The 20,065-nt window shown below is 64.5% G+C and carries 22 protein-coding genes; 3 read left to right on the forward strand and 19 right to left on the reverse strand.

The genetic code is table 11. The features are described 5' to 3' along the window. Nucleotides 1-34: 34 nt before the first annotated feature. From ACVIIV_RS29255 to ACVIIV_RS29300, 10 genes are all read right to left on the reverse strand, one after another. The gene (locus ACVIIV_RS29255; RefSeq protein ID WP_456747251.1) at nt 35-277 is read right to left on the reverse strand and encodes a hypothetical protein; all 243 of its coding nucleotides are present in this window, start codon (nt 275-277) and stop codon (nt 35-37) included. Between the two features lie 36 nt (nt 278-313). Beyond that, entirely contained in the window at nt 314-577 is a 264-nt protein-coding gene (locus ACVIIV_RS29260) for a hypothetical protein (RefSeq protein ID WP_456747252.1), read from the reverse strand. A 15-nt stretch (nt 578-592) separates the two neighbouring features. After that, complete coding sequence (locus tag ACVIIV_RS29265; RefSeq protein ID WP_407112800.1) at nt 593-820, reverse strand: hypothetical protein; 228 nt, start codon at nt 818-820, stop codon at nt 593-595. Nucleotide 821: 1 nt separating this feature from the next. Then, nucleotides 822-1,022, reverse strand: a complete 201-nt coding sequence (locus ACVIIV_RS29270; protein ID WP_197946977.1) for a hypothetical protein — start codon at nt 1,020-1,022, stop codon at nt 822-824. A 14-nt stretch (nt 1,023-1,036) separates the two neighbouring features. Next, a complete protein-coding gene (locus ACVIIV_RS29275) occupies nt 1,037-1,222 on the reverse strand; it encodes a hypothetical protein (protein WP_456747253.1) in 186 nt (61 codons plus the stop codon). A gap of 35 nt (nt 1,223-1,257) precedes the next feature. Continuing rightward, complete coding sequence (locus ACVIIV_RS29280; protein WP_456747254.1) at nt 1,258-1,668, reverse strand: CBS domain-containing protein; 411 nt, start codon at nt 1,666-1,668, stop codon at nt 1,258-1,260. 89 nt (nt 1,669-1,757) lie between these two features. Beyond that, nucleotides 1,758-2,219, reverse strand: a complete 462-nt coding sequence (locus tag ACVIIV_RS29285; RefSeq protein ID WP_456747255.1) for a DUF2267 domain-containing protein — start codon at nt 2,217-2,219, stop codon at nt 1,758-1,760. 79 nt (nt 2,220-2,298) lie between these two features. Further along, nucleotides 2,299-3,582 carry a cytochrome P450 gene (locus ACVIIV_RS29290; RefSeq protein ID WP_456747256.1) on the reverse strand — a complete coding sequence of 428 codons (1,284 nt, stop codon included), beginning with the start codon at nt 3,580-3,582 and terminating at the stop codon, nt 2,299-2,301. Nucleotides 3,583-3,684: 102 nt separating this feature from the next. Beyond that, nucleotides 3,685-4,011 (reverse strand): hypothetical protein, encoded by a 327-nt coding sequence (locus ACVIIV_RS29295; protein ID WP_456747257.1) that lies wholly within the window; start codon nt 4,009-4,011, stop codon nt 3,685-3,687. Between the two features lie 106 nt (nt 4,012-4,117). Next, nucleotides 4,118-4,891: a ferredoxin--NADP reductase gene (locus ACVIIV_RS29300; protein WP_456747258.1), complete on the reverse strand. Its 774-nt coding sequence runs from the start codon at nt 4,889-4,891 to the stop codon at nt 4,118-4,120. Between the two features lie 156 nt (nt 4,892-5,047). On the opposite strand from ACVIIV_RS29300, the gene ACVIIV_RS29305 reads away from it, so the two are divergent. Continuing rightward, on the forward strand, nt 5,048-6,244 hold the full coding sequence (locus tag ACVIIV_RS29305; protein WP_456747259.1) for an amidohydrolase family protein: 1,197 nt from the start codon (nt 5,048-5,050) through the stop codon (nt 6,242-6,244). 164 nt (nt 6,245-6,408) lie between these two features. Here ACVIIV_RS29305 and ACVIIV_RS29310 read toward each other — a convergent pair whose 3' ends face one another. The 8 genes from ACVIIV_RS29310 to ACVIIV_RS29345 form a co-directional block, all read right to left on the reverse strand. Then, the gene (locus tag ACVIIV_RS29310) at nt 6,409-6,864 is read right to left on the reverse strand and encodes a MarR family winged helix-turn-helix transcriptional regulator (RefSeq protein WP_456747260.1); all 456 of its coding nucleotides are present in this window, start codon (nt 6,862-6,864) and stop codon (nt 6,409-6,411) included. A gap of 24 nt (nt 6,865-6,888) precedes the next feature. Continuing rightward, on the reverse strand, nt 6,889-7,593 hold the full coding sequence (locus ACVIIV_RS29315) for an ABC transporter ATP-binding protein (protein ID WP_456747261.1): 705 nt from the start codon (nt 7,591-7,593) through the stop codon (nt 6,889-6,891). After that, a complete protein-coding gene (locus ACVIIV_RS29320; RefSeq protein WP_456747262.1) occupies nt 7,590-8,381 on the reverse strand; it encodes an ABC transporter ATP-binding protein in 792 nt (263 codons plus the stop codon). The genes ACVIIV_RS29315 and ACVIIV_RS29320 overlap by 4 nt, the downstream gene beginning before the upstream one ends. Next, a complete protein-coding gene (locus ACVIIV_RS29325; protein WP_456747263.1) occupies nt 8,378-10,267 on the reverse strand; it encodes an ABC transporter permease in 1,890 nt (629 codons plus the stop codon). The genes ACVIIV_RS29320 and ACVIIV_RS29325 overlap by 4 nt, the downstream gene beginning before the upstream one ends. Nucleotides 10,268-10,417: 150 nt before the next feature. Beyond that, nucleotides 10,418-11,620 (reverse strand): ABC transporter substrate-binding protein, encoded by a 1,203-nt coding sequence (locus ACVIIV_RS29330; RefSeq protein ID WP_456747264.1) that lies wholly within the window; start codon nt 11,618-11,620, stop codon nt 10,418-10,420. Nucleotides 11,621-11,652: 32 nt separating this feature from the next. Then, entirely contained in the window at nt 11,653-12,237 is a 585-nt protein-coding gene (locus ACVIIV_RS29335; protein WP_024338309.1) for an amino acid synthesis family protein, read from the reverse strand. Between the two features lie 15 nt (nt 12,238-12,252). Further along, entirely contained in the window at nt 12,253-13,149 is an 897-nt protein-coding gene (locus tag ACVIIV_RS29340; RefSeq protein WP_456747265.1) for a UPF0280 family protein, read from the reverse strand. Continuing rightward, nucleotides 13,146-14,603: a 6-hydroxynicotinate reductase gene (locus ACVIIV_RS29345; protein ID WP_456748859.1), complete on the reverse strand. Its 1,458-nt coding sequence runs from the start codon at nt 14,601-14,603 to the stop codon at nt 13,146-13,148. The genes ACVIIV_RS29340 and ACVIIV_RS29345 overlap by 4 nt, the downstream gene beginning before the upstream one ends. Before the next feature lie 237 nt (nt 14,604-14,840). Here ACVIIV_RS29345 and ACVIIV_RS29350 point away from each other — a divergent pair, with 237 nt between their 5' ends. Then, nucleotides 14,841-15,323, forward strand: coding sequence for a (2Fe-2S)-binding protein (locus tag ACVIIV_RS29350; protein ID WP_456747266.1), 483 nt, complete (start codon nt 14,841-14,843; stop codon nt 15,321-15,323). Further along, nucleotides 15,323-18,853: a molybdopterin cofactor-binding domain-containing protein gene (locus tag ACVIIV_RS29355; protein WP_456747267.1), complete on the forward strand. Its 3,531-nt coding sequence runs from the start codon at nt 15,323-15,325 to the stop codon at nt 18,851-18,853. Before ACVIIV_RS29350 ends, ACVIIV_RS29355 begins: the two co-directional genes overlap by 1 nt. Here ACVIIV_RS29355 and ACVIIV_RS29360 read toward each other — a convergent pair. Beyond that, nucleotides 18,850-19,818, reverse strand: coding sequence for a catechol 2,3-dioxygenase (locus ACVIIV_RS29360; protein WP_456747268.1), 969 nt, complete (start codon nt 19,816-19,818; stop codon nt 18,850-18,852). The two genes, ACVIIV_RS29355 and ACVIIV_RS29360, sit on opposite strands and share 4 nt — an antisense overlap. Between the last annotated feature and the right edge of the window lie 247 nt (nt 19,819-20,065).

The following is a 20,065-nucleotide window of genomic DNA, read 5'->3' on the forward strand; positions in this document are numbered from 1 at the left end:
ACCGGTCCGCAAATTGGCGGGATGAACGCCCCTCTCAGGTCTCGTCGGTCTCCGGCTCCTCCTTGAGCCGATTGGCCGCGTGGTCCTGATACTGCTCGGTCTGGATGAATTTGCTGTCCATGCCACGAATGTCTGAATGCTGAGCCTTGTCGCGGTTGGACAGCACCATGTTGTCGCCGATCTTGTCCTTGGGGATTTCGGCCATGGCACCAGTACCGTCGCCCTTGCCATGCATGCCGGATCTGAAATGCGTCTTGCTGCCGTGCCCACCTGGCATTGGTCTCTCCTCTTGCAGTGGTCTTCCTCAGAAGGCTCAGTGCTTCTGTTGCGCTGGTGTCGGTTTAGGCGGCTTATGGCCGCTCTGACCGGGATCGTTGTGCTTGTTGTGGTCGCTTTCCTGGTTGAGGCCGCCGCGGCTCACCGCAAACTCGCTTTGACGTGCCTCCGGGTTGGCACGATGAACGGACGTATCCCGGCGGCTATGACCGACAGCCTGCTCAAGTTCTCGCGCATCCGGAACATCAGGCTTGCGCTCAAGGATACGCACTTGCTGTTCGTGGGTCTTCTTGCCCTGCATTCTGGGCCTCCAATCTTACCGGCCTCTCCGGGGCGAACCACTCCGCGCGACATCCTTGTCAATGCCACCACCGATGTTCACGTCGTTCTCGACGTCGCCTTCGATCGTGTTCTCGCCAAAGGCGTCCTCGAGATCGTCAGACGAGATGCCCGCCATCTTCGTCCCCTTCGATCCGCCGATCAGGGGATTGTCGCGCATGTCCTTTTCAGTCGGTGCGTACAGCTTGGGTTGCTTGTTGGTCATCTTACCTGCCTCCGCCCTTTCCGGCCTCGTCGTGCGTATGATGGGAATCGCGCTCTCCACCGCCGCCGGAAATCCGGCTGTGGCTGCGCTGCGGATCGTCCGCCGGCGGCTTCTTTACCTCTAGCGGCGCCTTCGCGTTCTCATGCGAGGCGCCGGGGCCGCCCTGACGAATGCTGTTTGGTGTCTTGGTGGATGTCGACATGAATGTCGTCCTCCTCAACGATCTTGCTGATAACCCTGATTGGTCGTGTTCTGCTTGATGTTGCCCTGCTGTCCCTGCTGGTCCGGATTCTGCACACGCTTCTGACCGCGCGGCGTCTCGTCTGCGCGGACCTGCTTGCTGTCGCCAGTTCCCTTCGGGCTCTGGTTGGCGTCTGGGACGGGTGGCATCTTGCTGGCCATGAGACCTCCTTGTGGAAAGTGACGTCGTGAGGCGGTCAGCGCCGCTCCCGCGCAGCGGGTGCGGAGATGTCCTTCAACGCGTCTTGCGCGCACTCGTCGTCCGCCCTGCTGATGTCTGCGAGTGCAACGACACCGACCAGGCGCTTCTGCCGGTTGATCACCGGAAGACGCCGGATCTGGTGCGTGGCCATCACCTGCGAAGCGCCTTCCACATCGTCGTCTTCAAAGCAATAACAGATGCCCTCGGACATGACCTCGCGCACCGACGTGTTGCCCGGCGAGCGCTCCTCGGCGACCGCGCGCGTGACGATGTCCCTGTCCGTGATCATGCCGACAAGGCGATCATTCTCGCCCACCGGCAAGGCTCCCACATCGTCGTCACGCATCCAGCGAGAGACTTCCCGTATGGTCATGTTGGGATCGGCAATTTGGACGGATGGCGTCATGATCTCGTGAACTTGCATGCTGGATCTCCGACGTTCTTTCTGGATGCCAGTCAGTTAACGCGGGCATCGCAGGGAAGGTTTCTGTCGCCCTAGTGCGACATACCCCTTTCATCCGTCGTGCCGGGTTCCATGCTCCAGATCGCCCGCACCTCCTCCGGCAAGGCCTCCCGGATCTTTTTGATCTGGCCCGCGGTCAAGTGCCGGGAGAGAACATTGAACACGGCACGCGCCGCGTCCTTCGTATCGACCGGTCGCCCGAATTTCAGTTCCTCCGCGATGAGCTGAAGAAACTCTTCCAGCGATCGCACCCGCCTCGGCATCGCCGATGGCCGGAACTGATCATAGTACGCGCCGCGGACCAGCAGCGGCAGCTGTGATCCCAGATGCGCCGCAAGCTCCACTGGTAGGCGATCGCGTATCGCGTGCAGTACGGCGGCCGTCACGCGCCACGACTGCTGATCGTCCAAACCGATTTGTTCGCTGATCTCGTTGAGCCAGAGATGCGTCGTCTGTGCCGTCTTGTCGAATACAGGAATCGCACTGGAACTCATTGTGAACCTCCGCTCCGAATTTCGAGGTTTGGATCACAACAGGTGCGATCACGCACCGTTCCTGGCCGAGGCGCAAACTTCAGATGAAATTTGCACTCGGATCGAGCGCGATGTCGGAGTTGCGACTCATCAAGCGGCCCGCCGGGTCGACGTCCGCTGATATAGCGTCGTCCAGAACCGGAAGCTTCTCGAGCGCACGAAGACCCGGCCTGCGGCGCCACCGAATTTGCGAAGGCTCGATAGCCAGCCGGAGTCTCGGCCAACGGACGAACAGCGCTTCCAGCGCGCAAGCCGCCTCGATGCGCGCGAGCTGATGGCCGAGGCAGAAGTGGATTCCCGTGCCGAACGAGATATGGCGGTTCGGCTTACGTTCGAGGTCGAGGCTCTCGGGACGATCATGCATCGCCGGATCCATGTTCGCAGCGGCGAGCATCACCATGACGCGGTCGCCCTTCTTCAGGCGCACGCCTTCGACCTCGACATCGCGCCGCACATAGCGCGGCTTGGAGAATTGCACCGGCGAGACGAAGCGCAGGAACTCCTCGACCGCAAGCCCGACGCGACTCCAGTCCTGTTCCAGCCAGTCGCGCAGCCCGGAATTTCTGAGCAGCTCATAGACGGACCCGCTGATGAGATGCGTGGTGGTTTCCGATCCCGCCCCGAGCAACAGAAACACCATCGAGACCATTTCATCTGGCGTGATCTGGCCGCCTTCGCGCTCGACCTGGATCAGCTCGGCTATCAGGCCCTCACCACCCTGCACGCGCGCGATCTTCAACTGCTGCTCGAGATAGGCGCGCATCTTGCGGACCGCGAACAGCAAGCGGAAGAAGCTGACGACATTCGTCAGCGATGACATCGTGTTGGCCCAGGCGATGAACTTTGGACGATCGGCCGGCGGCAGGCCGAGCAGCTCCGAGATCACCGCGAGCGGCAGGATTCGCGCATAGCGCTGGACGAGATCGGCCGGGCGTTCCTTCGCAAATAGCTCGTCGGCCAGACCGTCGGCGATGGCACGGATGCGTGGCTCCATTGCGACGATCGCGCGGCGGCGGAAGGCTTCGTCCACGATGCTGCGCAGTCTGGTATGATCCGGCTCGTCCATCGTCAGCATGTTGTTGGCAATGACGAGTCTCGGCATCCACCAGCGCAGACCGGCGATGTCGCCATCCTCCTTGCGCAACGTGAAGGTCGCATCGTCCTTCAAGACCTGCGCGGTGGCGTCATGGGTCGTGGTGATCCAGACATCGCCGACGATAGGAAATCGCGTCGCCACCAGGGGGCCGGACATGCGCAACATCGCAATCGCCTTGGGCGGATCGCGAAAGAAGGCCTCGCTGGTGAAATCGAGGCGTGCTGTCATGGGGTCACCCCAGCGATTGGTCGCCTATCACCGAAATGGTGCACGGGGCGGCCAGTGCAAGGGGCGCCTCCTCATCGGCCGCAGACGTGGAGAGAGATGCGCCTATCCACGCCCGGGCGAACGCTGCCCGCTCTTGCGCTGCTGCTGGTTGGTATAGGAGTCCCAATGGCTCCAGCTGCCATTGCTGAGGCTTTGCAGGTCCGTGCCGAGCGGACGACGCGTGCGCTTGTCGTGATCGGCGATCGCGCGCTCCGACTGTGCGATCTTGCGCTTGAGTTCCGCGATCGACTTCTGGGTCTGTCCGTTCCGCTTCGATGAGGCGATCTCGCCCATCGTGAAGCGCGCGGTCTCCAGCGCCTTCAACTCGGCGCGGTTCTTCTTCAACTGAACCCGGTGCCAGGCGATGTTGCTGTCGCTGTCCGCAACCATGTGGGAACTCCGCTGATTCGGTCCCACATAGTATCAAGCGCCGAATCGGCGCCGCAACGGGCCGCACGCGGCGAAAATGCGGTCTTATTGCGAGAAAATCCCGCAATCAGCGCTCAGCGAAGGCCTTTTCGACCACGAACTGAGCTGGCTCGCCGTGATTGCCTTCGACGAATCCGCGCGCGCCAAGCAGCACGCGGGTATCCGCCACCAGCGCCGGGCTGCCGCAGATCATGACGCGGTCGTGGGCGACTTCCAGCACCGGCAGGCCGATATCGGTGAACAGCTTTCCTGACGTGATGAGGTCGGTGATGCGGCCGCGGTTGCGGAAGGGATCACGCGTCACGGTCGGGTAGTAGATCAGCTGATTGCGGATATACTCGCCGAGCAGCTCGTCCTTCGGCAGATGCTCGGTGATCATCTCGCCATAGGCAAGCTCCTTCACATGCCGGCAGCCGTGCAGCAGCACCACCTTCTCGAACCGCTCGTAGGTCTCGGGGTCCTTGATCACGCTCAGGAATGGTGCGAGGCCGGTGCCGGTGCCGATCAAATAGAGGTTGCGCCCCTCCTCGAGATTGTCGATCACCAGCGTGCCGGTGGCCTTGCGGCTGACGATGATCTCGTCGCCTTCCTTCAAATGCTGAAGCCGCGAGGTCAGCGGGCCGTCAGGCACCTTGATCGAGAAGAACTCCAGCGTGTCCTCGTAATTGGCGCTGGCGACGCTGTAGGCCCGCAGCAGCGGCTTCTCGCCGACCTTCAGCCCGATCATGGTGAATTCGCCGTTGCGGAAGCGGAAGGTCGGGCTGCGGGTGGTCTTGAAGGAGAACAGCGTGTCGGTCCAGTGGTGGACGCTCAAAACGCTTTCCTGATTGAAATTGCTCATCACACCTTCCCTGTCGCTTCCAATGCGGTTCCGAGGCGGGCAGCTATGCGTCGTTTGTACACGATCATTCGTATACTAATGAATAATCCGACTTGATCCCGCGGTCAAGGCTGCCCAAAATCGGAAGCGTTGCAGTTACGAATAAGGAGCCCCTCCATGGCGCATGACGCACCCCAGGCCACCGGACCCTCGAAGCTGGTGATCCGAAATATCGGCCTGATCCTGTCCGGCGCCCTGGAAAAGCCGATCCTGGACGGCGACACCATCGTCGCCGAGAACGGCAAGATCACCGCGATCGGCCGCTTCAAGGACTGCAACACCGAAGGCGCGACGACCATCGTCGACGCTAGCGGCACCACGGTGGCGCCGGGCCTGATCGACAGCCACGTCCATCCTGTCGCGGGCGACTGGACGCCGCGGCAGAACCAGACCAACTGGATCGACAGCTATCTCCATGGCGGCGTCACCACCATGATCTCCGCCGGCGAAGTGCACATGCCCGGCCGGCCCCGCGACGTCGTCGGCCTCAAGGCGATGGCCGTGTTCGCCCAGCGCGCGTTCTGGACCCTGCGTCCCGGCGGCGTGAAGGTTCACGCCGGCGCGCCGGTGATTGAATGCGAGATGGTGGAAGAAGACTTCAAGGAGATGGCCGCCAACGGCGTCAAGCTGCTCGGCGAAGTCGGCCTCGGCGGCGTCAAGGACGGCCCGACCGCGCGCAAAATGGTCGGCTGGGCCCGCAAATACGGTATCCAGAGCACCATCCACACCGGTGGCCCCTCAATCCCCGGCTCCGGCCTGATCGACAAGGACGTGGTGCTGGAGGCCGACACCGACGTGGTCGGTCACATCAATGGCGGCCACACCGCCCTACCCGACGACCAGATCCGCTGCATCTGCGAGGGCTGCAAGCGCGGCCTCGAGCTCGTGCACAACGGCAATGAGCGCTCGGCCCTGTTCACCCTGCGCACCGCGCGCGAGATGGGCGACCTGCACCGTGTCATCCTCGGCACCGACGCGCCCGCCGGCTCCGGCGTGCAGCCGCTCGGTATCCTGCGCATGGTCTCGATGCTGTCCTCGCTCGGCGAGCTGCCCGCCGAACTCGCCTTTTGTCTGGCCACTGGCAACACCGCTCGCATGCGCCAGCTCGACTGCGGCCTGATCGAGGTCGGTCGCTCGGCCGATTTCGTCATCATGGACAAGGCGCAGCACTCGCCGGGCAAGAACATCCTGGAGAGCGTCCAGCTCGGCGACCTCCCCGGCATCGGCATGACCATCATCGACGGCATCGTGCGCACCCAGCGCAGCCGCAATACGCCGCCCGCTGGGAAAGTGCCGGAGGTGGTGGGGAAATAAGGTTCACGCGAGCAGAAAATCCGACATCCTGAGGCGCGAGTGCACGGCGCAAAATGCGCCGTGTGCGAGCCTCGAAGGATGAACGGCCGAGATGCAGCCGGGCCGTCGCCCTTCGAGGGCCGCTGAAGAAGCGGCCACCTCAGGGTGACGGTGAGAGATCAAATTCACCGCAGCTTGTTCAACAGCGCCATCAGCGTCTCGCGCTCCTTGGCCTCGAGCGGCGCCAGCGTCTCGCGGGTGATCGCCAGGGCATTGGGTGCGAGCTTCTCGGCGAGTTGCTGACCGGCGCGCGTCAGGCTGACCAGCAAGCGCCGGCCGTCCTCGGGATCCTGGCTCGTCTCCGTGAGGCCGCGCGCAGTGAGACGATCGATCACGCCCTTGATGGTCGCGACGTCCATCGCCGTCAGGCGCCCGAGCTGATTTTGCGAGCACGCACCCGTCTCCGCGAGCTTCGACAGTGCCGCCCATTGCGTCGGCGTGAGGTTGGTGCCGATATCGCGGGCGAAGATCGAGCTATGGCGTTGCCAGACCTGGCGCAGGATGAAGCCGACCTGCTCGTCGAGCACGTAAGGCGGTTTTGCCGGTTTGACGCTCTTTTTTGCCGCAACGCTTCTCGCCATCCGTTCGCAGCCCTTCACCTTGCCTCACAACGACAGATGCGCGTCGCGGATGTCCGGACGCGCGTCGAGCTCGGCCATGGTGCCGCCGAAACAGATGCGGCCGCGCTCGATGATGTAGGCGCGATCCGAAATCAGCCGCGCGAAATGCAAATTCTGCTCGGAGACGACGATGCTGACGCCTTCCTTCTTCATGGTCAGAATGGCGTCGACCATCTGCTCCACGATCTTCGGCGACAGGCCTTCCGACGGCTCGTCCAGCAGCACCAACGACGGATTGCCCATCAACGTGCGCGCGATCGTCAGCATCTGCTGCTCGCCGCCGCTCATGCGGCCGCCCGGGCGGTTCTTCATCTCGCCTAGATTCGGAAACAGCGCGAACAGTTTTTCGCGCGTCCAGTGCGGCGCGTTCGGGCGCTTCGGCTGGCGGCCGACTTCGAGGTTTTCCTCGACGGTCAAGTCAGTGAAGATGCGCCGCTCCTCCGGCACGTAGCCGAGGCCCTCGCGCACGATCTCGTGGGTCGGCTTCGCCGAGACGTCCTTGCCTTCGAACATGATCCGGCCGGAGCGCTGCGCGACGAGGCCGACGATCGAGCGGAACGTCGTCGACTTGCCGGCGCCGTTGCGCCCCAGCAGCGCCACCACCTCGCCCTCGCCGACCTCGAAGCCGATGTCGAACAGGATATGGGCCGGACCGTAGTGGCTGTTGAGGTCTTGCACGGCGAGCTTCATGCCGATGCTCCCTCGCGATGGCGGGCATCGTAGACCAGGCCCTCGCCGAGATAGACCGCCTGCACCTGCGGATTGCCGCGCACCTCGGCCGGCGAGCCCTCCGCGATCAGCGTGCCACGGTTGAGCACGATGATGCGGTCGGCATGCTCGAACACGACGTCCATGTCATGCTCGGTGAAGAGCACGCCGATGGATTTTTCCCGGGCAATGCTCGCGGTCAGCCGCATCAATTCGACGCGCTCGCGCGGTGCCATGCCGGCCGTCGGCTCGTCCATCAGGAGCAGTTTTGGCTCGTTGGCGAGCGCGACCGCAAGCTCGAGCCGCTTGAGGTCGCCATAGGCAAGCTCGCCGCAGGGACGGTCCGCGTAACCGCTCATGCCGACCAGCTCAAGCAGTCGGCCAGCCTCGCCGCGGTCGAACTTGGGCGCCGAGCCGAACAGGTTGAACAGCTGCTTCCGGTGCGAGATCAACGCGACCTGCACGTTCTCGCGCACGGTCATCGTGGCGAAGGTCGCGGTGATCTGAAACGTGCGCCCGACACCGAGCCGCCAGACCTCACGCGGCTTCCTGCCTGTGATCTCTTCGCCGAGCAGGCGGACGTGCCCCGTATCAGGCTTGTTCTGGCCGTTGAGCATGTCGAAACAGGTGCTTTTTCCCGCGCCGTTCGGTCCGATCAGCGCCAGGATCTCGCCGGCCTGCAGCGCGAACGAGACACCGCGCACGGCATGGATGCCGCCATAGGATTTGGTCAGGCCTTCGACCGCGAGAAGTGGGGGTGCGACGCTCATTCGGCGGACTCGATCGGCTTGGCAAGCAAGGGGGATCCCGGCGGCGATGACTTCCTGCGGCGCTGCGCCAGCATTTCCAGCATGCCGACGATGCCCTTGGGGAAGACAACGACGATCAGCATGATGAAGCCACCGAGCACCAGCTTCGACAGATCGGTCTGGCTGACCAGCCAGATGTTCAAAGCCTTGTAGACGATGGCACCGATCACCGCGCCCGACACCGTCTCGACGCCGCCGAGCAGCACCATGACCAGCGCGTCGACGGACAGCGAGATACCGAGATTGTCGGGGAACACGCTGCCCTTGAGGTAGGCGAACAGCGCACCGCCGATGCCGGCGGTCGTGCCTGCAATCACGAAAGCGGTCCACTGGATGCGCTTGGCATCGATGCCGATCGCCTCGCTGCGCAGAAGCGAGTCGCGCGTGGCACGCAGCGCGTAGCCGAACGGCGAGAACACCATGGCCCGCAGCGCGATCGTGACGAGCGCCGCGACACCGAGCGCGAGCCAGTAGAAATGCGACGGGCTCGCCGCCCAGTTCGACGGCCAGAGGCCCAGAATGCCGTTGTCGCCGCCTGTCACGTTCACCCACTGGAACGCGATCGACCAGACGATTTGAGCGAAAGCGAGCGTCAGCATCGCGAAATAGACACCGGAGAGCTGCACCGCGAAGAAGCCGAACACCGCGGCGCCCATGCAGCCGAGCAGCGGGCCGAGCAGCAGACAAACGATCATCGGCAGCCCCGCCATCTTGGCGAGGAAGGCGATGCCATAGGCGCCGAGCCCGAAGTAGGCGGCGTGACCGAACGACGCGAGTCCGCCGACCGCCATCAGGAAGTGCAGGCTGACGGCGAAGATCACGAAGATCGCGATCTCCGAGGCGACGGTCAGCGCGTAGTTGCCGGCGAACAGCGGCAGCATCGCCGCGATGACGAGCGCGGCGAGCGAGGCCAGCCGCTCATTCGACGTCAGCGGCCGCCAGGGATTGACGGTGAGACCCGGCGTCTTGCGCGCGGCCGCCTCCGGCTTACCAAACAGGCCCCAGGGTCGGACGATCAGCACCGCGGCCATGACCAGGAAGACCAGGATGATGGAGATCTTCGGAAAGATCAGGATGCCGAAGGCATTGAGTTCGGAAACCAGCACCGCCGCGACGAAGGCGCCGACGATGCTGCCGAGGCCGCCGATCACGACGACGACGAAGACCTCGACGATGATGCGCAGATCCATCGCGTGGTGCACGGCGTCACGCGGGATCTGAAGGGCGCCGCCGAGGGCTGCGAGAAAGACGCCGACCGCAAACACGGAGGTAAACAGCCACTTTTGATTGACGCCGAGCGCGGCAACCATGTCGCGGTCCTGCGTCGCCGCGCGCACCAGCACGCCCCAGCGCGTGCGCTGGAACAGCAACCAGAGAATGCCGAGCACGACCGGGCCGAGCACGATCAGGAACAGGTCATAGCTCGGGATGTTCTGGCCGAAGAAGTCGATGGCGCCCTTGAACCCCGGCGCGCGGCGGCCGACGAGGTCGTCGGGCCCCCAGATCAGCACCACGAGATCCTCGACCATCAAGGTCAGGCCGAAGGTTGCGAGCAGCTGAAACAATTCCGGCGCATGATAGATGCGGCGCAGCAGCACCATCTCGACGATGACGCCTATCAGCGCCACCGCGAGCGCGGCCAGGACGATGCCGCCCCAGAAGCCGAAGGCGCCGGCGAGGCGCTCGGTGAGCGTGAAGGCGATATAAGCGCCGATCATGTAAAAGGCGCCATGCGCGAAATTCACGATCCGCGTCACGCCGAAGATGATCGACAGGCCCGAGGCCACCAGGAACAGCGACGCTGCGCTGGCGAGACCGGTCAGAAACTGTACGACGTAAAAGGCCATCGGCGGTCCGGGTTAGGTGAAATCGTAGGGTGGGTTAGCGCAGCGTAACCCACCATCTCTTCTCGTATGGCTCCGAAAGTGGTGGGTTACGCCGAGCGGTCTGCGCTCCGCGCAGTCCGCTGGGCTAACCCACCCTACGGCAGCGAGCCCTCAATCCTTCGGACGCAACTTCGCGACTTCGGCATCGCTGGGCAGATAATCCGCGCCCTTCTTGTAGGACGAATCCACCATCACGCCCTTGCCGTCCTTCAGCGCGGTCTTGCCGACAAAAGCACCGAGCGTCGACTGATGATCGATCTTGCGGAAGGTGATCTCGCCGAACGGCGACGGCATCGACAGGCCTTCCGCCGCGGCAATCAGTTTCTCCGGATCGGTCGAGCCGGCCTTCGCGAGAATGGCGGCTGCCGCCTTGATGGTCTGATAGCCGACGATCGAGCCGAGGCGCGGATAGTCGTTGTACTTGGCCTGGTAGGCTTTCAGGAACGCATCATGCTCGGGCGTCTTGATCGAGTACCAGGGATAACCGGTGACGATCCAACCCTCAGGCGTCTCGTCCTTGAGCGGATCGAGATATTCCGGCTCGCCGGTCAGGAACGAAACGACTTCGCGCCCCTTGAACAGGCCGCGGGTGTTGCCCTCACGCACGAGCTTGACGAGGTCGGCACCGAACGTGACGTTGAGGATCGCTTCCGGGTTGGCCGCGGCAACCGCCTGCACCACCGGGCCGGCGTCGATCTTGCCCTGCGGCGGCCATTGCTCGTCCACCCACTGGATGTCCGGGCGCTTCTCCGACATCAGCTTCTTGAACACCGCGACCGCCGACTGGCCGTATTCATAATTCGGCGCGATCGTCGCCCAGCGTTTCGCCGGCAGCTTGCTGGCCGCCTCCACCAGCATCGCCGCCTGCATGTAGTTGGAAGGACGCAGGCGGAAGGTGTACCTGTTGCCCTTCGACCAGGTGATGGCGTCCGTCAGCGGCTCGGCCGCGAGGAAGAACACCTTCTTCTGGTTGGCGAAGTCCGAGACCGCAAGACCAATGTTCGACAGGAACGTGCCCGCGAGCATCGCGACGCCCTCGCTCGACACCAGTTCGTTGGCCGCGGTCTGCGCATCGGCCGGCTTGCCGCCGTCGTCCTTGGAGACGACGACCAGCTTCTTGCCGTTGATGCCGCCGGCCGCGTTGATTTCCTCGACCGCGAGCTGCCAGCCCTTGCGATAGGGCTCGGTGAAGGCCGGCAGCAGCGAATAGCTGTTGATCTCGCCGATCTTGATGTCCTGCGCCAGGGCCGAATGAGCCATGCCGCCCGCCAGAAGCGCGAAGGCCGCGCCGACGAAGTAATTTCTTGCTCGCATCCCAACCTCCAGTTTTGAACTCGCTTGTATTTCTATCGGAGACCGTCTTCGCCCTTGATCTCCGCAACCGTCAGTCCCCCGACGCGCGGCAGCGGACGGCCGCTGTCGGTGACGGCGACCGCAACCATGATCTCGTTGGCGCGCGGCGCGTCGTTGATCTGTACCTCCATGCCGTCGAAATGGCTGCGGACGAAGGCTGCATCCTTGTGCCCCAGCGGGATGTCCAGCGTCGTGCCCGGACCGCTGCGCTTCTTCGACGAGGGGATCAGAGCAGCCCCCTTGCCCAGAACTTTGCGCACCGGCGCGCCCATCTTGGGGTGGAGGATGGCGGCGGCATGCTCCAGCTCGCCGTTCTCGCCGACAGCCGCGGCCTTGCCGTAGCTCTGCGCCTTGGCGCCATCGATGCCGAGCGCGGCCACCGCGCGCTTTGACAGCAGCTCGCCGAGCTCCTCGCCGATCGCGATCAGCGGCGAAAGATCCTCGACATATTTTCCGGCAAACGGATTCTCGATGACGGCGATCGCAGCCGCACGCCGCGTCGGCGGCGACACCTGCCGGCCCATCTCCATCTGCGTCTCTTCGACGACGGTGACGATCTTGCGGATGATCGCGCTCATGTTTCGCTTCCCTGTTCAGGCACCTACCGCGTTCTCCAGCATAGACGGGCGCGCTCGTTGCTCTTCTATATCTTTCGGTCCGATGACAAGCATATCACCACAAAGCTGCAACACGGCACCCTCGATCAATCCGCGATCGAATAAATGCCGTGCACATTCCGCGCCAGATTCCAGCGCTGCCGCGATCTCATCGTGAGACAGCTCGCCGACATCGCAGGTCACGAGGCGTGCACCCAGATCGCTGTCGGGCTGAAGCTCGTTTGCAGGTTTGCGGATGACGGCGGGATGCCCGGGCAGATCGACGGCATTGGCGATCACCGTCGCGGCCGCATCGGCCTGCGATGCGGTCGCCGCGAGCACCGTCACCGCGTCGGCAATACCGAGCGAGAAGCTGCGGCCGTGCCGGCCGCTGGTCGCGATGCCCCGCGCCGGGTCATCCGCATCGATCCTCATCGTCCGCATCACGCCGTCGCGGTCGGGCCGATCCATCAAGCCGACCGAAAAATGCTCACCGGCGCCGAGATGAAGCGCGATGTCGCCACCGTTGTTGACGTAAGCCCGATCCAGCGTCGCAGCGCCCAGCATTGCGCCCAGAATCTCCTCCGCCACGCTGCCGGCAACGGCCGCCATCGGCGTGATGAAGCAGTCGGCGGCATAGGGCGCCACCGCGGCGTGCATCCGCCGCGCCACAACGCCCTTCAGCGACGTCCGCCCCTCGGCGGCGGAGCGCAATTCCGGCAGCTCCGCGCAAAGCTCGTCGAGTAATCCGGTGAACCGCAGCGCCCCCGCCTCATAGGCCGCCCGAACCGCGTCCGCGCGCCCCCTCGCCTCCACGATCAGATCAATCGGTCCATCCTGCAAATGCAGCCGCCGGCCATCAGACAGCAATGCGATTTGCGGGCGCCTCATCATGTCCGGCGCCCCGGAATCGGGTTGTGCCAGGGCAGCTGGCGGACATCGTCCCCGTTCTGGACCTCCGCGAGCGGCTTCACATAATCCATGTGTCCGCCGAGCGCGGCATAGTCGGACAGCTTCATCGTGAACTCGATCGGCGCGACCAGGGCCGGTGTCGGCACATAGCCGAACGCGCCCGAAGGCATCTGCGTCACATCGACCATGTAGGTGATACCGCCGCCCGGCCAGACGTAAACCGGCGCGCCGCCGCTGGTGACGCGGGTCAGCGCGTCCTTCACCGAACGCGTCAGCCGCACCGGGTTGTCGGTGACGCCGGCGCGCAGCGAGCCGCCGGCGCCGGCCATGAACAGCACGGTGCACAGCGCCGGCTCGCAGTTTTCCTGGATCCGCTCGACCGAGAACTTCAAGTCAACCGGCATCTCGGTTTCGATCGGCTTCAAGGCCTCGTCGAGCACATAATACGACGAATGCTCACCGGTGGTGGAGACCATCAGCATGGTCAGACCGGGCTTTGCTTCCTTGGCATCGAACGGCCCGAGGATCGACAAGGGATCGGAGATGTCAGTGCCGCCCCAGCCCGTGCCGGGATCGGCCACCTGGAAATAGCGGCCGGGCGTCGAGCGCCGCCCCTTCATCTTGATACCGGTGTCGGCGATGTCGAGCAGCTTGCCGGCCTGGTGCTCCGAGAGCACGCCGGTGATGTGGTCGTCGACGACGACGACCTCGTCGACCTTGCCGTGCCATTGCTTGGCGAACATGCCGATCGTTGCCGAGCCGCAGCCGACGCGCATGCGCTCTTCTTTCACGCCGTTGACGATCGGCGGCTGGCCGGCCTGCACCACCACGGTCGCTCCGCCGTCGATGGTGAACTCGACCGCCTTGCAATTGGCGAGGTCCATCAGCGTATCGCAAGTGACGCGGCCCTCCTTCTTGGAGCCGCCAGTGAGATGATGCACGCCGCCGAGCGACAGCATCTGCGAGCCGTATTCGCTGGTGGTCACGTGGCCGACCGCCTCGCCTTGCGCGCGCACGGTCGCGGTCTCCGGGCCGAGATAGCGGTCGGTGTCGATCTTCACCTTGATGCCGCAATAGGAGAAGATGCCCTCGGTGACCACAGTCACCATGTCGACGCCGTCGACCTCTGCGGAAACGATGAACGGCGCCGGCTTATAGTCGGGATAGGTCGTGCCCGCGCCGATCGCCGTCACAAAAGTTGAAGGTTCGTGGACGATCTTGCCGTCCCAGTCTTCCGTGCGGCTGAACGGAACGAGCTTGCCGCCATGCGAGACGGTGCGCTCCAGGATCACATGCGGATCGACGCGGACCAGCTTGCCGTCATGGTTGGCATAGCGGTCACAGGCGCCCGCCGCGCCCGGCTTGATGTAGCACATCACCGGACAAGCATCGCAGCGGATCTTGTCAGTGACGGCGCTCGTCGTTTCAGTCACCATGTCGGAGCCGGCGGACATTGTTATCATTCGTATACGAACGATGTTGCGCGCGGTCCCCTGGGGCTGTCAAGCGGCGGTGCAGCGCAAAAGATGCCGCTGCCGCATAAAACCTCATTTGCCTATCGGCTCTGTCCACAAAGAAGGCAATCGCGCTGCAGTGCGGCATGCACGGCTTGCACGTTTGTGTACAAACGGTATCGTCGCGGCACCGAATTTTACGCGGACTTGGGAACGAGGATGACGCAGACACCGATCCGCCTCACCGTGAACGGCAGGATCCACGAGGTCGCAGCAGAGCGCGAGACGCCGCTGCTCTACGTGCTGCGCAACGACCTCGCGCTCAATGGTCCGAAATATGGTTGCGGCCTCGGTGAATGCGGCACCTGTACTGTCCTGATCGATGGCGCGGCGGCGCGCTCCTGTGTGATTCCGGTGAGCGGCTGCGCCGGCCGCGACATCGTGACGCTCGAAGGCCTCGGCACCCGCGACAAGCCCGACGTCGTGCAGCAGGCCTTCATCGACGAGCAGGCCGCGCAATGCGGCTACTGCCTCAACGGCATGATCATGACCGCCAAGGCGTTGCTCGCGATCAATCCGCGGCCGACCGAGCAGGAGGCGCTGGCGGCGCTGCGCTACAATCTTTGCCGCTGCGGTACGCATGTCGAGATCCTCCGCGCGGTGATGCGCGCATCGGGACAGATCACCGAGGCCGCAGATTGATGGCCTCCCCTGTTTCGAACGGAGCTGAGCGGCCATCAGGTGCGCTCGTCGTCGCCCGCAGCGTGGACGAGGTTACATCCGAGACCTTCGTCCGCATCACCGCGGATGGTTCGGTCACGGCCTATAACGGCCATGTCGATCTCGGCACCGGCATCCGCACTGCGCTCGGCCAGATCGTCGCCGAAGAGCTCGACGTCTCCTTTGCGCGCGTCGTCGTCGTGCTCGGCGACACGGCTGTGGTGCCGAACCAGGGCGCGACCATCGCCAGCGAAACCATCCAGATCACCGCCGTGCCCTTGCGCAAGGCCGCAGCACAGGCGAGACACTTCTTGATCGCGCGCGCCGCCGAACGGCTGGAGCTACCGGTCACGGAGTTGCGGATCGAAGATGGCCTTGTCCGCGGGCACGACAACCGCAGCGTCAGCTATGGCGAGCTGATCGGCGGCGAGACGATTCGTCTCGAGCTTGCCGATGAGGTCACTGTGAAGCCCGTCGGCGATTACGCCATCGTCGGCCACTCCGTCCCGCGTGTCGACCTGCCGGCCAAGGCCACGGGCGAGCTGACCTTCGTGCACGACGTCCGAGTATCCGGCATGCTTCACGGCCGCGTGGTGCGCCCGCCCTATGCCGGCGTCGATGCCGGCCCGTTCGTCGGTACCAGCCTGATCGCTGTCGATGAATCCTCGGTGCGCGACATCCCCGGTATCATCGCCGTGGTGCGCATCGGCGATTTCGTCGGAATCGTTGCCGAGCGGGAGGAGAATGCGGTCCGCGCCGCAGAACAGCTCAAGCTGAGCTGGAAGCCGACGCCCACACTGACCGACCTCGCCGATGTCGAGACCGCGCTGCGCGCCAATCCGTCGACCCCGCGCACGCTGATCGACAAGGGCGAGGTCGACAAGGCGATATCGGGCGCGGCCAAGCCGATGCAGCGCACCTACGTCTGGCCGTATCAGATGCACGCCTCGATCGGACCGTCCTGCGCGGTTGCCGATTATAGCGACGACAATATCCGCGTCTGGTCGGGCACGCAGAACCCGCATGTGCTGCGTAGTGATCTGGCGCTGCTGATCGAGCGCCCCGAGAGCGAGATCGAGGTGATCCGGCTGGAGGCTGCCGGCTGCTACGGCCGCAACTGCGCCGACGACGTCACCGCCGACGCGCTGCTGCTGTCGCGCGCCGTCGGCCGGCCCGTCCGCGTGCAATTGACGCGCGAGCAGGAGCACGCCTGGGAGCCCAAAGGCACCGCGCAGCTCATCGACGTCAATGGCGGGCTCGATGCCAACGGCGGCATCGCAGGTTACGATCTCGCCACGCGCTATCCCTCGAACGCAGCTCCGACGCTCGCGCTGCTGCTGACCGGTCGCATCGCGCCCGATCCCGCGGTGCTCCAGATGGGCGACCGCACCGCGATCCCGCCCTATGATTACGACCACATGCGCGTCATCGCCCACGACATGGCGCCGATCGTGCGCGCCTCCTGGTTCCGCGGCGTCTCGGCGCTACCGAACACCTTTGCGCATGAATCCTATATCGACGAGGCTGCAACCGAAGCCGGCGTTGACCCCATCGAATATCGCCTTCGCTATCTCAAGGATCAGCGCGCAATCGATCTCGTCAATGCGGTCGCCGAGCGCGCAGGCTGGACGCCGCGGCCGGTACGCGAGGAGAAGGACGGCGAGATCGTGCATGGGCGCGGCTTTGCCTACGCGCTCTATGTTCACAGCAAGTTTCCCGGCTATGGCGCGGCGTGGTCGGCCTGGGTCGCCGACGTCGCGGTGAACAAGACGACCGGCGACGTCAGCGTGACGCGCGTCGTGGCGGGACAGGATTCCGGGTTGATGATCAACCCTGACGGCGTGCGCCACCAGATCCACGGCAACGTCATCCAGTCCACCAGCCGCGCGCTGATGGAGGAGGTCTCGTTCGAGCGCGGCGCAGTGGCAGCGCGCGAATGGGGCGCCTATCCGATCATCCCCTTTCCCGACGTGCCCAAGATCGACGTGCTGATGCTGCCGCGGCAGGACCAGCCGCCGCTCGGCGTCGGCGAGTCCGCCTCGGTCCCGAGCGCAGCGGCGATTGCGAACGCCATCTTCGATGCCACCGGCGTGCGCTTTCGCGAGCCGCCGTTCACGCCCGAACGAATCCTCAAGGGGCTACACGGTGAAACATCGTCCGTGCCGCAGTCCCTGCCCGCACCCGCAGCCCCGCCTCCGTCTCGCATCTGGGAAAATCCGTTCGCCAAACGCACCGGCATCTTCGCGGCAATCGCAGCCGTCTGCACAGCCGCGATCGGCATCGGGACGGCGCTTCTTCCAGGCCGTGCAATTGCCCCGATCGCGCGGCCCGATGCATCGGTCTATTCCGCAGCGACGATCGCCCGCGGCCAGCAGCTCGCCGCGCTCGGCAATTGCGCGGAATGCCACACCTCGGCCGGCGGCGCGCTCAACGCCGGCGGCCGCGCGCTTCAGACGCCATTCGGCACGATCTACGCGACCAACATCACGCCCGACGTCGACACCGGCATCGGCGCCTGGTCCTATCCCGCCTTCGAGCGCGCCATGCGCGACGGGCTGCATCGCGATGGGCGGCAACTCTACCCCGCCTTCCCCTACACGCATTTTGCGCGGACCAGCGACGCCGACATGCAGGCGCTCTACGCTTATCTGATGGCCCAGCCCGCGGTGCGCATGACGGCGCCCGCCAACACGCTCGCCTTCCCGTTCAATCTGCGCCCGCTGCTCGCGGGCTGGAACGCCCTGTTCCACGGGGCGAGCGAGTTCAAGCCAGATCCCGCCAAGTCCGAGCTTTGGAATCGCGGCGCTTATCTAGTCGAGAGCCTCGGTCATTGCAGCGCCTGCCATTCGCCGCGCAACGCGCTGGGCGCCGAGCAGCGCAACGCCTATCTCGCCGGCGGCTTCGCCGAAGGCTGGGAAGCGCCGCCGCTGACTTCGCTCTCGCACGCGCCGATCCCGTGGAGCGAGGACGAGCTCTACGCCTATTTGCGCACCGGTCATTCGCGCTATCACGGCGTCGCCGCCGGCCCGATGGCCCCGATCGTCAGGGATATCAAAGCGCTGCCCGATGAGGACATTCGTGCGATGGCGGTCTATCTCAACTCGTTCAACGACGCCGCGACTGACCGACAGGCGCAAGATGCGCTCGCGACAAAACTAGAGAACGCAACGCAAGTCACCGTCGCCTCCTCCACCGGCGCGCGGCTCTATCAAGGCGCCTGCGCGGTCTGCCACGAGGTCGGTGGCCTGCCGCTGTTCGGCACCAGGCCCTCGCTCGCGCTCAACACTAACCTCCACAGCAGAACGGCGGACAATCTCGTGCAAATCATCCTGCACGGCATCGCCGAGCCCGTCTCGAGCGACCTCGGCTACATGCCGGCCTTCAGGAACAGCATGAGCGACGCGCAGGTCGAAGAGCTCGTCACCTTCCTGCGCCGGCAGTTCGCACCCGACCAGCCGGCATGGACCGGCGTGCGCGAGACCATCGCAAGGGTGCGCGCATCCGCCAATTAGCCGTGCTTCTTCACCTCCACCGGCGGCGTGCCGTGGGTGTGGAAGGACTCGATCGTCTTCAGTCCCCACGCCTGGCCTTTCTTGCGCTCCTCCTCGGTCCACACGATCGGCTTCCAGTCGGGCGCGAGGATGAGGCGCGCGCCGGCATTGGCGACCTCGACGCGGTTGCCGCCGGGCTCGTAGACATAGAGGAAGAAGGTCTGCTGGATCGCGTGCTTGTGCGGGCCGGTCTCGATATGCACACCGTTCTCCAGGAAGATGTCGGCAGCGCGCAGAATCTCCTCGCGGCTGTCGAGCGCGTAGGTGACGTGATGGAAGCGGCCCGGCACGCCTGAATGATCGAGCGAATAGGCGAAGTCGTAGCTCTTGTTCGACATCGTCAACCACATCGCAGCCTCACGGCCATCATTGAGCACGATCTGCTCGGTGAGACGGCAGCCGAGATAGGTCTCGAAGAACTCGCGGTTGGCCTTGATGTCGACGGCAAGGCAGTTGAGATGGTCGAGCCGGCGGACATTGACGCCGCGCGCGGGAAAGCGCTGCGCCTGGTTCTTCAGCGCTGGCCTCAGCTCCGGCGGCGCCTGATACCATTCGGTCTCGTAATAGAGCTCTACGATGTGGCCGTCAGGGTCGCGGCAGCGGAAGGTCGGCCCCTGCCCCATGTCGCCGTCGATCCAGCCGATGTCGAAACCGGAGCCCTTCAGCGCCGCGACCCGACGTTCCAGCGCCTGCTGGCTGCGCGCGCGCAGCGCCATATGGCCCATGCCCGATGTCTTCGACGCCGTGAGCTTGAGCGAATAGCGCTCATAGTCGTCCCAGCCGCGCAGGTAGACCGACTCGTCCTTCTGTCCGCTGACGGTCATGCCCATCACGTCGACGAAGAACTTCAGGCTCTCGTCCGGCCTGGGCGTCAAGAGCTCCATGTGGCCGAGATGGGCGAGATCGAGGATTGGTTCGGGCTGCATGAATTTCCTCCAGGGACGTGGCGCGCTCCGCCGTATCGGACGGCGCGATTGGACGCAGAGCGACGACGCGGCGACCCGACACGACGCCGGTGGCAAATGACTCAATTTGTACTAATGTACAAATGATTAGGTCCAGTCAACAAATCAACCGTCAACGCCCGCTGCAAATGGCGGCCCGGCCGGACCGGTGGGTGCGCCGAACGAACGGGAGCCTGCCCGAATGGTAAAATCTTCCTTTAAGGCCGCA

It is taken from the genome of Bradyrhizobium sp. USDA 4354, assembly GCF_054060315.1.

Bases quoted from the DNA above. Each gene is read 5' to 3' on its own strand.
- ACVIIV_RS29255 (WP_456747251.1), bottom strand. From the start codon at position 277: ATGCCAGGTGGGCACGGCAGCAAGACGCATTTCAGATCCGGCATGCAT.
- ACVIIV_RS29260 (WP_456747252.1), bottom strand. From the start codon at position 577: ATGCAGGGCAAGAAGACCCACGAACAGCAAGTGCGTATCCTTGAGCGC.
- ACVIIV_RS29265 (WP_407112800.1), bottom strand. From the start codon at position 820: ATGACCAACAAGCAACCCAAGCTGTACGCACCGACTGAAAAGGACATG.
- ACVIIV_RS29270 (WP_197946977.1), bottom strand. From the start codon at position 1,022: ATGTCGACATCCACCAAGACACCAAACAGCATTCGTCAGGGCGGCCCC.
- ACVIIV_RS29275 (WP_456747253.1), bottom strand. From the start codon at position 1,222: ATGGCCAGCAAGATGCCACCCGTCCCAGACGCCAACCAGAGCCCGAAG.
- ACVIIV_RS29280 (WP_456747254.1), bottom strand. From the start codon at position 1,668: ATGACGCCATCCGTCCAAATTGCCGATCCCAACATGACCATACGGGAA.
- ACVIIV_RS29285 (WP_456747255.1), bottom strand. From the start codon at position 2,219: ATGAGTTCCAGTGCGATTCCTGTATTCGACAAGACGGCACAGACGACG.
- ACVIIV_RS29290 (WP_456747256.1), bottom strand. From the start codon at position 3,582: ATGACAGCACGCCTCGATTTCACCAGCGAGGCCTTCTTTCGCGATCCG.
- ACVIIV_RS29295 (WP_456747257.1), bottom strand. From the start codon at position 4,011: ATGGTTGCGGACAGCGACAGCAACATCGCCTGGCACCGGGTTCAGTTG.
- ACVIIV_RS29300 (WP_456747258.1), bottom strand. From the start codon at position 4,891: ATGAGCAATTTCAATCAGGAAAGCGTTTTGAGCGTCCACCACTGGACC.
- ACVIIV_RS29305 (WP_456747259.1), top strand. From the start codon at position 5,048: ATGGCGCATGACGCACCCCAGGCCACCGGACCCTCGAAGCTGGTGATC.
- ACVIIV_RS29310 (WP_456747260.1), bottom strand. From the start codon at position 6,864: ATGGCGAGAAGCGTTGCGGCAAAAAAGAGCGTCAAACCGGCAAAACCG.
- ACVIIV_RS29315 (WP_456747261.1), bottom strand. From the start codon at position 7,593: ATGAAGCTCGCCGTGCAAGACCTCAACAGCCACTACGGTCCGGCCCAT.
- ACVIIV_RS29320 (WP_456747262.1), bottom strand. From the start codon at position 8,381: ATGAGCGTCGCACCCCCACTTCTCGCGGTCGAAGGCCTGACCAAATCC.
- ACVIIV_RS29325 (WP_456747263.1), bottom strand. From the start codon at position 10,267: ATGGCCTTTTACGTCGTACAGTTTCTGACCGGTCTCGCCAGCGCAGCG.
- ACVIIV_RS29330 (WP_456747264.1), bottom strand. From the start codon at position 11,620: ATGCGAGCAAGAAATTACTTCGTCGGCGCGGCCTTCGCGCTTCTGGCG.
- ACVIIV_RS29335 (WP_024338309.1), bottom strand. From the start codon at position 12,237: ATGAGCGCGATCATCCGCAAGATCGTCACCGTCGTCGAAGAGACGCAG.
- ACVIIV_RS29340 (WP_456747265.1), bottom strand. From the start codon at position 13,149: ATGATGAGGCGCCCGCAAATCGCATTGCTGTCTGATGGCCGGCGGCTG.
- ACVIIV_RS29345 (WP_456748859.1), bottom strand. From the start codon at position 14,603: ATGGTGACTGAAACGACGAGCGCCGTCACTGACAAGATCCGCTGCGAT.
- ACVIIV_RS29350 (WP_456747266.1), top strand. From the start codon at position 14,841: ATGACGCAGACACCGATCCGCCTCACCGTGAACGGCAGGATCCACGAG.
- ACVIIV_RS29355 (WP_456747267.1), top strand. From the start codon at position 15,323: ATGGCCTCCCCTGTTTCGAACGGAGCTGAGCGGCCATCAGGTGCGCTC.
- ACVIIV_RS29360 (WP_456747268.1), bottom strand. From the start codon at position 19,818: ATGCAGCCCGAACCAATCCTCGATCTCGCCCATCTCGGCCACATGGAG.